Origin of the sequence: Bradyrhizobium sp. 160 (genome assembly GCF_023073735.1) — a bacterium.
GTDB lineage: Bacteria > Pseudomonadota > Alphaproteobacteria > Rhizobiales > Xanthobacteraceae > Bradyrhizobium.
Genome location: NZ_JADPKD010000083.1, coordinates 353,567 through 368,258 on the forward strand (window position 1 = coordinate 353,567; position 14,692 = coordinate 368,258).

The 14,692-nt window shown below is 63.3% G+C and carries 13 protein-coding genes and 5 pseudogenes; 14 read left to right on the forward strand and 4 right to left on the reverse strand.

The window, feature by feature from the left end; all coding sequences use genetic code 11:
- Window positions 1-101 precede the first annotated feature (101 nt).
- Together IVA98_RS35685 and IVA98_RS35690 are read left to right on the forward strand one after the other, a co-directional pair.
- Window positions 102-503, forward strand: a complete 402-nt coding sequence (locus IVA98_RS35685; RefSeq protein ID WP_007597752.1) for a PTS sugar transporter subunit IIA — start codon at window positions 102-104, stop codon at window positions 501-503.
- Window positions 500-817 carry an HPr family phosphocarrier protein gene (locus IVA98_RS35690; protein WP_247276396.1) on the forward strand — a complete coding sequence of 106 codons (318 nt, stop codon included), beginning with the start codon at window positions 500-502 and terminating at the stop codon, window positions 815-817. Before IVA98_RS35685 ends, IVA98_RS35690 begins: the two co-directional genes overlap by 4 nt.
- A 114-nt stretch (window positions 818-931) precedes the next feature.
- Here the strand turns inward: IVA98_RS35690 and IVA98_RS35695 are convergent, their stop codons facing one another.
- Complete coding sequence (locus IVA98_RS35695) at window positions 932-2,557, reverse strand: glycosyltransferase family 39 protein (protein WP_247302709.1); 1,626 nt, start codon at window positions 2,555-2,557, stop codon at window positions 932-934.
- Between the two features lie 114 nt (window positions 2,558-2,671).
- On the opposite strand from IVA98_RS35695, the gene lepA reads away from it, so the two are divergent.
- The 6 genes and pseudogenes from lepA to IVA98_RS35725 form a co-directional block, all read left to right on the forward strand.
- A complete protein-coding gene (gene lepA / locus IVA98_RS35700; protein WP_247276394.1) occupies window positions 2,672-4,483 on the forward strand; it encodes a translation elongation factor 4 in 1,812 nt (603 codons plus the stop codon).
- 641 nt (window positions 4,484-5,124) lie between these two features.
- Window positions 5,125-5,369 (forward strand): annotated as a pseudogene (locus IVA98_RS35705) (plasmid stabilization protein).
- A 10-nt stretch (window positions 5,370-5,379) separates the two neighbouring features.
- The gene (locus tag IVA98_RS35710; protein WP_247276393.1) at window positions 5,380-5,613 is read left to right on the forward strand and encodes a metallothionein; all 234 of its coding nucleotides are present in this window, start codon (window positions 5,380-5,382) and stop codon (window positions 5,611-5,613) included.
- 71 nt (window positions 5,614-5,684) lie between these two features.
- The gene (locus IVA98_RS35715; protein ID WP_247302706.1) at window positions 5,685-6,626 is read left to right on the forward strand and encodes a complex I NDUFA9 subunit family protein; all 942 of its coding nucleotides are present in this window, start codon (window positions 5,685-5,687) and stop codon (window positions 6,624-6,626) included.
- Window positions 6,627-7,086: 460 nt separating this feature from the next.
- Window positions 7,087-8,244, forward strand: coding sequence for an acyl-CoA dehydrogenase family protein (locus IVA98_RS35720; protein ID WP_247356732.1), 1,158 nt, complete (start codon window positions 7,087-7,089; stop codon window positions 8,242-8,244).
- 15 nt (window positions 8,245-8,259) lie between these two features.
- Window positions 8,260-8,458 (forward strand): annotated as a pseudogene (locus IVA98_RS35725) (acyl-CoA dehydrogenase family protein); the annotation flags it as partial.
- Here IVA98_RS35725 and IVA98_RS35730 read toward each other — a convergent pair.
- Window positions 8,407-8,648, reverse strand: a pseudogene (locus IVA98_RS35730) (SRPBCC domain-containing protein); the annotation flags it as partial. The pseudogenes IVA98_RS35725 and IVA98_RS35730 sit on opposite strands and share 52 nt — an antisense overlap.
- A 439-nt stretch (window positions 8,649-9,087) precedes the next feature.
- Between IVA98_RS35730 and IVA98_RS35735 the strand changes: the two are divergent.
- Both IVA98_RS35735 and IVA98_RS35740 read left to right on the forward strand, forming a co-directional pair.
- Window positions 9,088-10,308: an MFS transporter gene (locus IVA98_RS35735; protein WP_247334897.1), complete on the forward strand. Its 1,221-nt coding sequence runs from the start codon at window positions 9,088-9,090 to the stop codon at window positions 10,306-10,308.
- Window positions 10,309-10,319: 11 nt separating this feature from the next.
- A complete protein-coding gene (locus IVA98_RS35740) occupies window positions 10,320-11,471 on the forward strand; it encodes an acyl-CoA dehydrogenase family protein (protein ID WP_247302702.1) in 1,152 nt (383 codons plus the stop codon).
- Here IVA98_RS35740 and IVA98_RS35745 read toward each other — a convergent pair.
- Window positions 11,398-11,689 (reverse strand): annotated as a pseudogene (locus IVA98_RS35745) (hypothetical protein); the annotation flags it as partial. The gene IVA98_RS35740 and the pseudogene IVA98_RS35745 overlap by 74 nt on opposite strands.
- Before the next feature lie 26 nt (window positions 11,690-11,715).
- Window positions 11,716-12,075: a winged helix-turn-helix transcriptional regulator gene (locus IVA98_RS35750; protein ID WP_247276386.1), complete on the reverse strand. Its 360-nt coding sequence runs from the start codon at window positions 12,073-12,075 to the stop codon at window positions 11,716-11,718.
- A gap of 108 nt (window positions 12,076-12,183) precedes the next feature.
- Between IVA98_RS35750 and IVA98_RS35755 the strand changes: the two genes are divergently transcribed.
- The 4 genes and pseudogenes from IVA98_RS35755 to IVA98_RS35770 form a co-directional block, all read left to right on the forward strand.
- On the forward strand, window positions 12,184-12,888 hold the full coding sequence (locus IVA98_RS35755) for a glutathione S-transferase family protein (RefSeq protein ID WP_247302700.1): 705 nt from the start codon (window positions 12,184-12,186) through the stop codon (window positions 12,886-12,888).
- A 107-nt stretch (window positions 12,889-12,995) separates the two neighbouring features.
- Window positions 12,996-13,940, forward strand: a complete 945-nt coding sequence (gene mepA / locus IVA98_RS35760) for a penicillin-insensitive murein endopeptidase (protein WP_247302698.1) — start codon at window positions 12,996-12,998, stop codon at window positions 13,938-13,940.
- A gap of 174 nt (window positions 13,941-14,114) precedes the next feature.
- A complete protein-coding gene (locus tag IVA98_RS35765) occupies window positions 14,115-14,324 on the forward strand; it encodes a TOBE domain-containing protein (RefSeq protein ID WP_247302696.1) in 210 nt (69 codons plus the stop codon).
- Window positions 14,321-14,517, forward strand: a pseudogene (locus IVA98_RS35770) (hypothetical protein); the annotation flags it as partial. The gene IVA98_RS35765 and the pseudogene IVA98_RS35770, both read left to right, overlap by 4 nt.
- Between the last annotated feature and the right edge of the window lie 175 nt (window positions 14,518-14,692).

Consider the following 14,692-nt stretch of genomic DNA (forward strand, 5'->3'; position numbering starts at 1 on the left):
GTTCAGGGAGATACGCAACATCCCCTCTTGCGCGGGGGCTCTGGATGGTCAAAGTGGCGCGTTCGTGCGGTGCACCAAAAGCGCCCGCGAGGAGTTTTCCGATGATTGGTCTAGTACTTGTGACCCACGGGCGCCTTGCCGACGAATTCAAGGCAGCGCTTGAGCATGTCATGGGCCCACAAAAGCAAATCGAAGCGATCACGATCGGTGCCGAAGATGATTCCGATCTCTGCCGAAGCGACATTATCGAGGCGGTTAACCGCGTCGATTCCGGCGACGGCGTTGCGATCCTCACCGACATGTTCGGCGGCACGCCGTCGAACCTCGCAATATCCTGCATGAGCCGGCCGAAGGTCGAAGTGCTCGCGGGCATCAACTTACCCATGCTGGTGAAGCTCGCCAAGGTGCGCGAGGAACGTCCGCTGCCCGACGCGATCGCGATGGCCCAGGAAGCGGGCCGCAAATACGTCACCATCGCCAGCCGCGTGCTCGCCGGCAAATGAGCGACGACGCGCCGCAAGCCGCAGCGGGCGTGCCCGCAGGCGCGATCTCCAAGGAGCTCCTGATCATCAACAAGCGCGGCCTGCACGCCCGCGCCTCGGCGAAATTCGTCCAGGCCGTCGAGCGCTTCAACGCGCAAGTGTGGGTGACGCGCGGCGGTGAGACCGTCGGCGGCACTTCGATCATGGGCCTGATGATGCTTGCCGCGGGTCCTGGCACGACCATCACGGTCGCCGCGGCCGGCGAGGAAGCCGAAGCGGCGCTCGCGGCGATCACCGAACTCGTCGAGAGCAAGTTCAACGAGGAAGGGATTTGAGCCAAGCGCTCGACGCCGGGTGGGCCAAGGCGCAATGCGCCGTGGCCACCATCTCTCTCATCGTGTGCTGAAATTGATGGGCACGCTTCGCGTTGCCACCCTACGATATCCCGATCACTTTCCCGGCGGCACGATGTAGACGTTCCAACTCATCGCCGGGCCGGCCTTGCCGTGGGTGAAGCGGCGCGTCGTCATCACCATGCGCTCGGCATTCGGCGCGATCGCCGACACCCATTTCTCGAACGCGGGCAGGCGTTCGTCGGTCGGATCGAACACGCCGATGAAGCCGTAGGTCTTGACATCGTCGAGCGAGGTCAATCCCGACGCCCAGGCTTCGTTCGGCGTGAACGGGCTGGGGTGATCGGGGCTGTAGAACACCATCGGCTGAATGGTCTCCATCGTACCGGCAACGACCGCCCAGCGTGAGGCAAAGCGCGCGTGCCAGGCCTGCGTCAGCTCGCGCGCGAGCTCCGAACGCGCGCCATAGGTTGCGGTATTGCCGGCATTGGCCGCCATCTCGCGCGCGGCGATCCACGGCGAGGCCGCGAGCGTGGCTGCGCTGAGCACGAGCCAGATCGCGGCGATGTTGAACAGCACAGAGCTCTGCACCCGCAATGCGGGGATCGCGACCAGCGCCAAGGGCACCAGGAAGAACAGCGAGATGCCCCAATCGGTCTTCATGTAGATGCTGAAGGCCAGCGCGCCGAGCGGCGGACCGAACGCCACGATGATCTGGATGATCCAGATGTTCAGCGCCTGCGAGAGGTTGACGCCCGGGTTGACCCCGCGCGCCCAGGCCCGCGTGACGATGCGCGACGGCGCCCGCACCAGCAGCGTGAGCCACGGCGGCGCCAGCGCCATGGCGAGCGCGGCCAGCGCGACCGGCAGGGCCAGCAGTGCCAAATTATGCAAGACGTAGCCCGCGACGAGCTGATGCACCTGGCTCGAGTCCTGGAGGCTGTAGGTGTCGCCGGCATAGGTCAGCGGCACGAAATGCGCATCCGCCAGCCAAACGAAGTGCGGGATCATCGCCACCGCCATCGCCGCGACCGCGACCCATGGCGCCGGCGACGACAGGAAGCGCAGCCGCTCGGGATGGATCAGCGCGGCAAGGCCGATGGCGCCGATCATGGTCAGCACCCAATATTTGGTCATCAGCGCCAGCGCACCGGCAAGCCCGAGAAGGATTCCGGATTGCCAGCTCCGCTTCGCGAAGGCGTTGAGGTAAGCGAGCACGAGCAGCGGCAGCGTGACGAGCTGGAGCAGATCCGGATTGTACTTGAAACCCTTGAAATTGAAGATCGGATAGAGAGCGATCATCACCATGACCAGGAACGCGCGCCGCGCGTCGACCACGCGCAAGGCAACCATCCAGCAGACCACCATGCCGATACTGACGGTCGCCATCGCAAGCGCATAGGTCGCCCAATCCGCCGCCGGAAACAGCTTGAACCAGAGGCCGGCGACCCAGCCCGACAGTGGCGGATGCTTGCCGTAACCCCACAGGAATTTCTGGCCCCAAGCATAAGCTTCTGCGACGTCCATGTGAACGTCCTGCGCCGCCTTGAGATTGATCAGGATGAAGGTCCAGAGCACTGCATGCAGGATGGCGAGCTGGATCACCAACCAGAGGCGGGCCTCGGGCCGGATCGCGCAGGCAACCAACCAAGCCCGGAAGCGGGCATAGCTCACCCGGGTCTTCGCGCGCGCTTTGGCAGAGGGGATCGAAGTCGTCGACATGAGCGGTTGCCTAGCGTGTTTTGGCCGATCGTGGAATGAGCTTGGCGTGAACAAAGGCCCTGAAAATACAGCAATATGGTTGCCGCACGGGGATGTGAGTGGTATCCCGCGCCCATGACGACCGTCCCCATTTCCAACATCCGCAATTTCTCCATCGTCGCCCATATCGACCATGGCAAATCGACGCTGGCCGACCGCCTGATCCAGATGACCGGCGGCCTGTCCGACCGCGAGATGGCGGGCAAGGAGCAGGTGCTCGATTCCATGGACATCGAGCGCGAGCGCGGCATCACGATCAAGGCGCAGACGGTGCGGCTCCAATACCGCGCCAAGGACGGCAAGGATTACATCTTCAACCTGATGGACACGCCCGGCCATGTCGACTTCGCCTACGAGGTCTCGCGGTCGCTGGCGGCCTGCGAGGGTTCCCTGCTGGTGGTCGACGCCAGCCAGGGCGTCGAAGCGCAGACGCTCGCCAACGTGTACCAAGCGCTCGACAACAACCACGAGATCGTCCCGGTCCTGAACAAGGTCGACCTTCCCGCCGCCGAGCCCGAGAAGATCAAGCAGCAGATCGAGGACGTCATCGGCATCGACGCCTCCGACGCGGTGATGATCTCGGCCAAGACCGGCTTAGGGGTCCCCGATGTGCTGGAAGCGATCGTCACCCGCCTGCCGCCGCCGAAGGGCGATCGCGAGGCGACCTTGAAGGCGCTGCTGGTCGACAGCTGGTATGACGTCTATCTCGGCGTCGTCGTGCTGATCCGCGTCGTCGACGGCGTCATGAAGAAGGGCAGCCGCGTGCGCATGATGGGCACCGGCGCTGCCTACGACGTCGAGCGCGTCGGCTTCTTCACGCCGAAGATGCAGCAGGTCGACGAGCTCGGTCCCGGCGAGATCGGCTTCATCACCGCCGCGATCAAGGAAGTGGCCGACACCCGCGTCGGCGATACCATTACCGATGACCGGAAGCCGGTGACGGAGATGCTGCCCGGCTTCAAGCCGGCGATCCCGGTGGTGTTCTGCGGACTGTTCCCTGTCGATGCCGACGACTTCGAAACGCTGCGCGGCGCCATGGGCAAGCTGCGGCTGAACGATGCCAGCTTCTCCTTCGAGATGGAGACCTCGGCTGCACTCGGCTTCGGCTTCCGCTGCGGCTTCCTCGGGCTGCTGCACCTCGAGATCATCCAGGAGCGGCTGTCGCGCGAGTTCGATCTCAATTTGATCGCGACCGCGCCGAGCGTCATCTACAAGATGAAGCTCACCGATGGCCAGGAGATCGAGATCCACAATCCCGTCGACATGCCCGACGTGGTCAAGATCGCCGAGATCGACGAGCCCTGGATCGAGGCGACGATCCTCACGCCCGACGAATATCTCGGCAGCGTGCTGAAGCTGTGCCAGGACCGCCGCGGCGCGCAGAAGGAGCTCACCTATGTCGGCTCCCGCGCGATGGTGAAGTACGACCTGCCGCTCAACGAGGTCGTGTTCGATTTCTACGACCGCCTGAAGTCGGTCTCCAAGGGCTACGCCTCGTTCGACTATCATCTCACCGACTACAAGCCGGCCGACCTCGTCAAGATGCAGATCCTGGTCAATGCCGAGCCGGTCGACGCGCTCTCGATGCTGGTGCATCGCACCCGCGCGGAAGGGCGCGGCCGCGCCATGGTCGAGAAGATGAAGGAGCTGATCCCGCCGCACATGTTCCAAATCCCGATCCAGGCGGCGATCGGCGGCAAGGTGATCGCGCGCGAGACGGTGCGCGCGCTCCGCAAGGACGTCACCGCAAAATGCTACGGCGGCGACATCACGCGTAAGCGCAAGCTTCTTGAGAAGCAGAAGGAAGGCAAGAAGAAGATGCGGCAGTTCGGCAAGGTCGACATCCCGCAGGAAGCTTTCATTGCCGCGCTGAAGGTGGATAGCTGAGGCGGGCTTAGGCCTGTTTCAAGCGTGACGAGATTGGTTGGTCCGGGACGTTTGGGACCCGAAAAAGATAATATCGAAAAACAACCCCATGCACAGTAGCCGGGGTCTTGTTTGTATTGCGTTTTTTCGATTTTACGAAATCCATTTGACCCGTCGGGCAAAACAGGGGCATGATGGCATCATCGCAACGGGCGTGAGGCCGGCGCCGATCAGCACGCAACATCTCGACCGCCGACCGACTAGCCTTCGATCTCGGGATCCGAACGCCACATCGGTGATGGCTTTGCGTCGGCTTCCGGGCCCCCTGCGGGAATGCCGGCGAAACAATTCGCCGCGGTCGGCAAACTGCATTGGCAAAGGCCCGCGAACATCCTCGGACTTCCGAAAGGCATGGCGCAAGTTGACGGTTCGACCAATCAACTTGATCCCGCCTCTCTTCGGTTGCCCTGGATGCTAACTGAGTGTCTCAGCGGGCGGTGCACACTGGCTCCTACACGGTCTGCGGTAAGTTAGGTCGCATAGGAACAATTGGTGAACTCCGCCGTTCGTCGCGCGAGGAGACGTACCTGAAGAGGGAAGCCGTGATGCCACGCGGAGACAAACGCAGCTACATCCATAAGCAGAAGCGATAGGCCGAACACATCGAGGAAGGCCACGAATCCCGAGGTGTACCCGACACGGAAGCCGAACGGCGGGCCTGGGCGACCGTCAACAAAGAAACCCATGGCGGGAAGAAGAGCGGGTCCCGCAGAGGCACCGAAGCAGACACCTCGCCGTCACGCAAGGGCGGCAGACTTGGTGGAAAAGCGCCAGCCAGCCGACCGGCCGATGAACGTACCAGGTCAGCCAAGAAGGCTGCTCAACTCGCAAACGCCGCGCGGCGTGAAGGAGGCACAATGTCGACATGCGAAACCTGCGGCAATGATTATGACAAGGCTTTTCAGGTGGTGATGAACGGCCAGGCGCACACGTTCGACAGCTTCGAGTGCGCAATTCATGCCTTGGCGCCAACGTGCAAGCATTGCGGAACGCGCATCGTGGGGCACGGCCTGGAAAAGAGCGGCACCTACTATTGCTGCGACCACTGCGCCCAGAAGGAAGGCGTGACCGACCTCCGCGATCGTGTGTAATGGACGACCGACGAGCCTGCGGTCTCCGCTAGCCATGCCTTGCTTGAGACGATCTCAGGACGAGTTGCGCCATGGCGCCCGCACATAATCGCCTTGTTACGGTGTTCGGTGGAACGGGGTTTCTCGGCCGCCGCGTTGTTCAACACCTGCTCCGGGCACCTGAGTTTTTCGTTCGGATTGCATCAAGACATCCCGAGCGAGGCAGACAGCTTTTTGGTCATGACGACCCACGCCTCCAATCTGTGAACGTCGATTTACGCGACGAGGGTTCGATAGCCGCTGCTGTTGATGGCGCATACGGCGCCATCAATACAGTCAGCCTCTATGTCGAACACGGACAGGAGACTTTTCATTCCGTGCATGTGGAATCAGCCCGGCGACTGGCGGCCCAAGCACATCAAGCTGGCGTCAAGCGGCTTATCCACGTTTCCGGAATCGGCTCTGACGCCACTTCGCCGTCCCTCTATATTCGCAAGCGTGGCGAAGGCGAACTCGCGGTCCGCGCAGTATTTTCTGAGGCTACGCTGGTTCGCCCGGCGGTAATGTTCGGCCCGGATGATGCGTTTCTCACCATCATCCTCAAGCTTGTCCGCCGATATCCGATCTATCCGATGTTCGGCCGCGGATTGACGAGATTGCAGCCGGCCTATGTTGACGATGTGGCCGACGCGATCACAAGAGCGCTTCTGAGAGCCGAAACAAGCGCAATCACATATGAATGCGCTGGTCCTCGCATCTACACATACGAAGAGCTTCTCAAAAAGGTTGCGCACGCAGCCGGCCGCAGCCCTATGCTCGTTCCAGTGCCGTTTGCTGCTTGGCATGTAGCGGGATGGATTTCGGAGCTGCTTCCAAGGCCACCCATCACCCGGAATCAGGTGGAGTTGATGCAGCTCGACAACATAGCGTCAGTGGGAATGCCAGGATTTTCCGAGCTTGGAATCCCGCCGCAGTCAGTCGAACAAGTTGTACCAACAATGTTACGGGAAAGTATCGGTCGAACCAGCTCTTGAGGCTGGTGCCTTTGATGATGGCCAGGAGTATGGATCGCGGTCCACTGATGGCTCTTCACAAACAGCCTCAAAACCCAGCGCGATCAGTGCGCAATAACCAGGATTAGCACCGCGAGCACGACGGCCCCGAGCAGCCCGGTCAGGAAGATTGCTCTCCTTGCCGGTGTAGCGAACTCGCATTCGCGCAAAATGGCGACGCCTGCTGAATAGCGGGTATCGGCTCATGCATCAGGAAAGCTGTGTTGACGCATAACCATCCGCCACGAGTCAATTAGCGGCATAAGAACAGCTCCCTCCGCCGCGTCACCGCACGTGTCGTTCGATTTTTGCGAAGGGGCTCAGGCCGAGGTGAAGGCATCGAGCCCGTCCCAGCTGGGCTACCGCTAGCACGGGATTTTGAACTGGAAAGGTCCGGCCCTAGAGGATTACGGTTCTCCTATCTTCTCGGAGGAGTACCGCCATGAGCCTCAATCAAGGTCACGATATCCAATCAGCGAGCCCGCGCAGTTCGATCGACATTGCGCGGGAACTCGGGCCCGTGTTCCAACGACGGGCCGAGCAGGCGACGGACGAAGATTGCTTTGTAGCCGAGAACTATGAGGACTTGAAATCGTCGGGATTGCTCGAAGCCGGCGTCCCCACCGAGCTCGGGGGCCGTGGAGCGGAGGTCGATGAGCTGGCCGAGATGCTCCGTGTCCTGGCGTATCACTGCGGATCCACAGCGCTTGCATTCTCCATGCACACCCACCAGGTCGCCATCACCGCTTGGCGCTGGCGGCATCAGAAAGTGACGGCGGTGGAGAACCTGCTGACACGTATCGCCCAGGAACGCATTTTCCTGCTCTCAAGCGGCGGTTCGGATTGGGTCGGCGGCTCCGGCAAAGCCGAGAAGGTGGACGGCGGCTATAAGATCACCGCTCGAAAGGTTTTCTCCTCGGGCTCGCCAGCCGGGACTCTCATGATGACGGGCGCGGTGCTGCAACAGGAGTGTGAGCCGCCAATGGTGCTTCACTTTGGTGTGCCGATGAGCTCACCCCAGGTGAAGATCTTGGACACTTGGCGAGTTTTGGGTATGCGCTCGACCGGTTCGAATGACGTGATGATTGATGGCTACGTAGTGCCTGAAAGTGCCGTATCGGCGCGTCGCAAGGCTGGTGAGTGGGATCCCTTATTCCAGACGATCGCAACCATCGCACTGCCACTGATTTACTCGGTCTATGTGGGCGTTGCCGAGAGCGCACGGGATATTGCTCTCTTGCTCGCGCGGCGCAAAGAGCTCGATCATAACGTTGTACAGCTGGCTGGCCGCATGGATACCGAGCTTGCTGGCGCACGGATGGCACGGCAAACCATGCTTGCAGCTGTGCGCCTGAATAAGCCGTCGGCCGAAACAGTGAACCAGGTGGTGATCGGCCGCCATCTCGTAGCGCGGCATGCAATCGCAGCGGTGGAGTTAGCAATGGAGCTCGCTGGCGGCGCGGGGTTCTATCGCGCGGCCGGTCTAGAACGGCGCTTCCGCGACATACAGGCCGCACGCTATCATCCCCTGCAGCCCGGCGCCCAAGCAAGATATACGGGTGCAATGGCTCTTGGGCTCCCAGTCGACCAAATTTACTGACGTCCCTACAGCGGGACGAGCGCCTGGTGTCTCGGCCAGTGCAGCGTCTGCGCGATAATCGCGGCCTCGCTCGATCACGACATTGCGCAGGAGATCTTCAATACGCCGCCCGGCATCCTAGCCTGGGGCGCGATCGCGCATGAGGCGCGCGGTCGAGGGCAGTTATCGCGTCACGGCACGCTGGGATCTTGCCTCGGGCTCGCGGCAGGCGAGCACCTCGAGGTAGCGCGCAAAATTATCGAGGATCGCCTGCCAGCCGCCTAGTGATTCGCTTCGCTATCGAAGACGACGCGGACGACAATGCCATTTGGGCCCGGCACGAACTCGACCTCGGCTTTTCGATCGCCGAATGCGTATTCGATCCGCTTGTGCTCGACGATCTCAGTGTAGGTGCCGGCGAAGTCGCCGAAATGGCTGTAGACCCCGACGAGCTTGTCGAGCTGAGGGGCACCGCCCCGCGTGCCGACCGGATAGCCGTCAGCCGCGCCGTAAAGATCGGCATCGGGACCGCTGTCTGAAAAGACCGGCCCCGGCTCGCCGGTTCGAATGTCCTCTGCGCATACTGAAGGTGCCCAGACTGCGGCGGCGAAAATGACGGGCAAGGCAAGCCTGCGGCGCCCACGCGGCCTGCACAGCGCTCCCCATTTCATTGGATTTGCCTCCTCGCACGTTGATGTGTGTGCGCTTGTGAGAACAACATCGCAGGCCGGTGATGTGAGGTATGATATCATTGCGGACGGGCCGTGTCAGCCCGCGGTGGCAACCCGCCTTGCTCTCGCCCGGCAGATAGGCCACCATCCCCTGCGCGCACCATCAACAAAATCAAAAGCGCTAGGGAAACGCATGAGCAAGCCGTCAAGCTTCGACTATGGCTGGGTCGTTGTCGCCGCGGGTGCGCTGATGACCTGTGTCGGATTCGGCACGATGCTGTCGCTGGCGGTGTTTTTGCAGCCGATCTCGGAAGCGATGGGCTGGTCGCGCGCCGGCGTGTCGGCGGCGGCGACGCTGGATTTTCTCTGCATGGGGGTGGCCGCGTTCCTCTGGGGCACGCTGTCGGGCCGGTTCGGCACCCGCATCGTAGTGCTTGCCGGAAGCCTGCTGCTGGGGCTCGGTCTCGTGACCGCGAGTCAGGCAGCAAGCCTGTGGCAGTTCCAGCTTTGCTTCGGCGTACTGATCGGCATTGCCGCCGGCAGCTTCTACGCGCCGATGATGGCGCTCGCGAGTGCCTGGATCGAGCAGAACCGCAGCCTCGCGGTGGCGCTGGTCTCTGCCGGCATGGGCGTCTCGCCAGTGACGATCGCGCCGACCGCGAGCTGGGTGATCACGGCCTATGACTGGCGCACCGCGATGCTGGTGATCGGCATCGCCGCCTGGGCGCTGCTGATCCCCGCCTGCTTCCTGGTGCGTCCGGCGCCCGCAGTGGCAGGCCCTGCAGCGGCGGACGCAGCGCCGGAGGTCGAGCTGACCGCGGCGCAGGCGCTGCGCACACCGCAGTTCGTCGCGCTCGCCGCTGCCCATTTCGCCTGTTGCGCCGCGCATTCCGGTCCGATCTTCCACATGGTGTCCTATGCGATGGTCTGCGGCATCGCGCCGTTGACGGCGGTGACGGTGTACAGCGTGGCCGGCGTCTCAGGCCTCGGCGGCCGCCTGCTGCTGGGCGCGCTGGCCGATCGCAGCGGCGCAAAGCCCGTGCTGGTCGGCGGGCTGCTCGTGCAAGCCATGTGCATCGCGACCTATCTTGCGGTGGCGCAACTCGGCGAGTTCTACGCGCTCTCGGTCGTGTTCGGCCTCGCCTATGGCGGCGTGATGCCGCTCTATGCGGTGCTGGTCCGCGAATTCTTTGGCGCGCGCATCATGGGCACGGTGTTCGGCGCGGTGTCGGCCTTTGCCAGCCTCGGCATGGCACTGGGGCCATGGGCCGGCGGGCTCGTGTTCGACAATTTCCAGCGCTACACGTGGCTGCACGCCGGCTCGTTCACGATCGGGCTCGCAGCGGTCGCGGTGGCACTGAGCTTTCCGACCAGACGCCGGCCATCGCTCGACTTTGGCCGCGCTGCGGCCTGACGAGGTGGCGCATGAACAGATCGCGGGCCTTCGATCTCGTCGAACGTGCCCGGGCGATCGCGCCGCTCATCGCGCGTGAAGCCGACGAGATCGAGCGGACGCGGCGGCTGACGCCTGCTGTGGTCGCCGCACTGATCGAGAACGGGCTCTACCGCGCGCTGCTGCCGCAAAGCCTCGGCGGCAGCGAAGCCCCGATCGATATCTTCATGCAAATGCTGGAGGAGATCGCGACGGCGGACGCCTCGACCGCCTGGTGTCTCGGCCAGTGCGGCGTCTGCGCGATGATCGCCGCCTGGCTCGATCACGACACCGCGCAGGAGATCTTCAATACGCCGCCGGGCATCCTTGCCTGGGGCGCGATCGGGCATGCGGCGCGTATCGTGGACGGCGGCTATCGCGTCACGGCGCGCTGGGATTTTGCCTCCGGCTCGCGGCAGGCGAGCTGGCTGGGGGCGCATGTCCGTATCGTTAATGCCGACGGCACCCCGCGGAAAAATGCCGATAGCTCGCCGGAGGTGCGCACCATTCTGTTTCCGGTCGCGAGCGCCGTGCTGCACGACGTCTGGCAGGCGATCGGGCTCGCCGGCACCGGCACCGATTCCTACGAGGTCACCGATCTCTTTATCCCCGAGCGTTTCACGGCGTTCCGCGACGTGCCGTCCGCGCTGCGCGAAAAGCGTCCTCTCTATAGAATCGGCACCGGCTCGACCTTCAGCCTCGGCTTTGCGGCAGTCTCCCTCGGCGTGGCGCGCGCCACGCTGGATGCGGCCATCGCGTTGGCGCGTGGAAAACACCAGTCACTCGCGGTCAGCGCCATGCGCGATAACGGGGCGGTCCAGGGACTGATCGGCCGCACCGAGGGCGATCTTCGCGCCGCCCGCGCCTATCTCTATGCCACCGCGCACGCGATGTGGCGCGATCTCAGCGCGACCGGCGAATTCAGCCCGACGCATCGCAGCGCGGTTCGTCTCGCCGCGACCTGGACCATCCACCAATCGGCGAAGGTGGTCGACGCCGCCTATCACATGGCCGGTGCGACGGCCGTGTTCCGCAGCAATCCGTTTGAGCGACGGTTTCGCGACATGCATGCTATCGCGCAGCAGATCCAGGCGCGCGACACGCATTATGAGGATGTCGGGAAGGCGATTCTCGCGGGGCATTGATAGCGTCCTCGTCGTCCGCATCAATGCCGCGCTGTGCGGCGAGGAGGATGATCTCCGCATTCGGCCTTGCCTTGCTGAACAGAAGCCGTGACCCTCATGGCAGCCCTCGGTGCGGAGACAGCAGAGCTCGAGTTCGGTCTCTACACTTTCGGCGGTGATGGTGACCTCGAGGCCCTTGCCCAGGCTGATGATGGGCGGATGATCGCTGGCGGTTCGCGCCGTCCAATCCCGAAGCTGGCTTCCTCTAATCGTGACGATCCGCCATCTCGCTGCGATCCGCCAATTCCGCGCGAGCGCTGTCGGTCGCTGCCCACCACTCACCCAGCGCATCTATCAGCGGCACGAGCGCGTGGCCGGACGGGGTCAGATCATATTCGACGCGCAACGGATATCCCTCGAACTCCGCGCGCTGGACAATGCCGGCGTCCTCGAGCTTGCGAAGCTCCAGGGCCAGCATCTTGTGCGAGATGGTAGGGTTGTCCCGGCGCAGGTCGCTGAATCGCTTGGTGCCCTCCTTCAGATAGTAAATCAGAAGCGTGGGCCAGCGGCCGCTGAGCACCTGCATCACTTCCTCGATGGGACAGCGGGAAACGAGATCTTTCATTGAGGGCTCGTGGTTACCAAAAAGTGCGTAATTTACTCGGCGGCACGGCCGAGTAGGTTCTGACTTCGCTGCGCAGCGTGATCATCAGAAGTCACGGAGAACAAGGCCATGGAACCGATCTTATTGTACGGCTTCCCGTTGGGAAGCTCTATGGGGCTCGTCGCCGCGCTCGAATGGCTGGGCAAGCCCTACCGGCTGTGTCGCGTCGATATGCTTGGCGAGATGCGCGAGCCTTCCTACGCCCGCATAAACGCCCGACACGAGACGCCGGTATTGATCACCGCGGAGGGACACGTGCTGACGGAGACTATGGCGATTGCCGCCTGGCTCGAGGCCCGAGATCCGGAGCGGCGCATCAGCTTCGACCCGCTCTCGCGTGAGGCCGACCGGATGCACCAGTTGTTGGCATTCCTAAATACCGGCTTCACGGCCGCATTCAGCCCGTTGTGGTTTGCGATGGAAATGAAGTCGCCCGACCCGGCGATGCAATCGGCGTTGCGGACCTGGGGGCGCGAGCGCGTGATTGAGCGCCACGACAAGCTCGAGCAGATGATTGAGGGAAGCACCTTCCTGGTCGGCGACCGCCCGACCTTGGCCGATGCCGTGTTCATCGGCGTAGCGCGCTGGCTCGAATTTCATAAAGTTGCCGACAAGGAACGGTGGCCGAAGATGGCGACTCTGCGCCAGCGGCTGGAAGCCGATTCCGCCGTCATTTATGCGGCCGATCTGGAGAAAGGGGCGACCAACCGTGGAAACGGGGCGCGCGCGGGCGACGTTGAACTCGCGGAGGTCATCGAGCGGTTCGGAACATAGAATGCCGCGCCGAAGGTCGTCGCGGCGGCATCCGAAGACACAGGTTACGGCGGGCTGAAAGTCTAATTCTTGGCCCTTGAGACGGCGTTGGGCTATAAAGTCCCGGCATGAGTCCCCGCCGTCTCACCCTCCTCCTGCTTCTGGCTGCGCTTCTGATTGCCGGCACCGCGCTGGCCCAGGACAAGGGCAGCGTCACCCCGAAGCCGCTGCCGCCGCTCGCCAATCCGAACGATCCCACGCTCGCTGCCAAGGAGCTGTTCGCGCGCAAGCTGCTGCCGTCGAAAGGATCGGCGCATGTCTTCGGCTCCTACACCAAGGGCTGCATCGGCGGCGCCATGCAGATGCCGCTCAACGGCGACAATTGGCAGGTGATGCGGCTGTCGCGCAACCGCAACTACGGCCATCCCGACATGATCGCCCTGATCAAGCGGCTCGCGGCCAAGGCGCACAAGGACGCCGGCTGGCCTGGCATTTTGGTCGGCGACATTGCCCAGCCGCGTGGCGGGCCGGCGCTGTCGGGCCATGCCAGCCACCAGATCGGTCTCGATGCCGACATCTGGCTGACGCCGATGCCGGACCGCCGGCTCTCGCGCGAGGAACGCGAGGAGATGTCGGCGGTGATGATGGTGCGTCCCGATCGACTCGATATCGATCCGAACGTGTTCACATCTGGCCATGTGCTGGTGCTGCGCGACGCGGCGCGGGAGCCGGCGGTGCAGCGCATCTTCGTCAACGCCGCGATCAAGAAGGCGTTGTGCCGCGAGGCCAAGGGCGACCGCGCCTGGCTATCGAAGATCCGCCCCTGGTGGGGCCACGACTATCACTTCCATATCCGCATGCACTGCCCGGCGGGCGCTGGGGACTGCGAGGGTCAGCCGTCGCAAGCCGAGGACGAAGGCTGCAAGCCTTCCGATCTTGCTTATTGGTTCTCGGATGCAGTGCTGCACCCAAAACCGCCGCCGGAGCCGCCGAAACCGAAGCCGCCGATGACGCTCGCCGACATGCCGACCGCATGCAAGGCGGTGCTGCACGCGCCGGATGCGAAGCCGTGACAGGCGCGCGGTAAAAACTCTGTCAGCGGCTGGTCCATGACCTCACGAATGCGCTATGGTGCAGCGTCGCGCTGCCGTAAGCGTGCGACACCCGCCGGGACGCGCATCCCGCTCCAGCCCATCCCGTCCGCACGCGCGGCGCTATCGCCGTGCGCCAGCCACCGCGAGAACTCCATGCGCATCAGTGCACGCAATCAGATCAAGGGCAATGTCGTCGAGGTCACAAAGGGCGTCACGACCTCGCACATCCGCGTCGACATCGGCAACGGCACGATCGTGACGTCCTCGATCACCAACGAAGCCGTCGACGACCTCGGCATAAGGGCAGGCGGCAAGGTCACCGTTGTGATCAAGGCCTCCGACGTCATGATTGCCGTGGATTGACCCTCTCGGCCGGGGCTTGGGTTGACGTGGTCCAGGACGGGCATGTCCTCAAGCCCGTGGCCTTTAGCGCGCGACCGATTGCGACGGCATCCGCAAGATCATGAAATATCAGCTGTCGGCACAGCTCTTCGTGCTCCAGGTCAGCGGCGCCAAGGACAATTCGGTCTCGATCGCGATCCTGCCGGCGCAATAGGCGCGCCTGGTTAGACAAACGCTCGCCTTTGACCTAAGACATGTGCCTGCTATCTTTGGGCAGCGATATCCCTGCCTGGCCGTAAGCCGCCGTGGGGCTCCGTGGAACAGCGCGTCCGCCCGTCGCATCAGACCCACCCAACGCCAAATTTGCGCGCGTCACCGCGCGCGAGTTC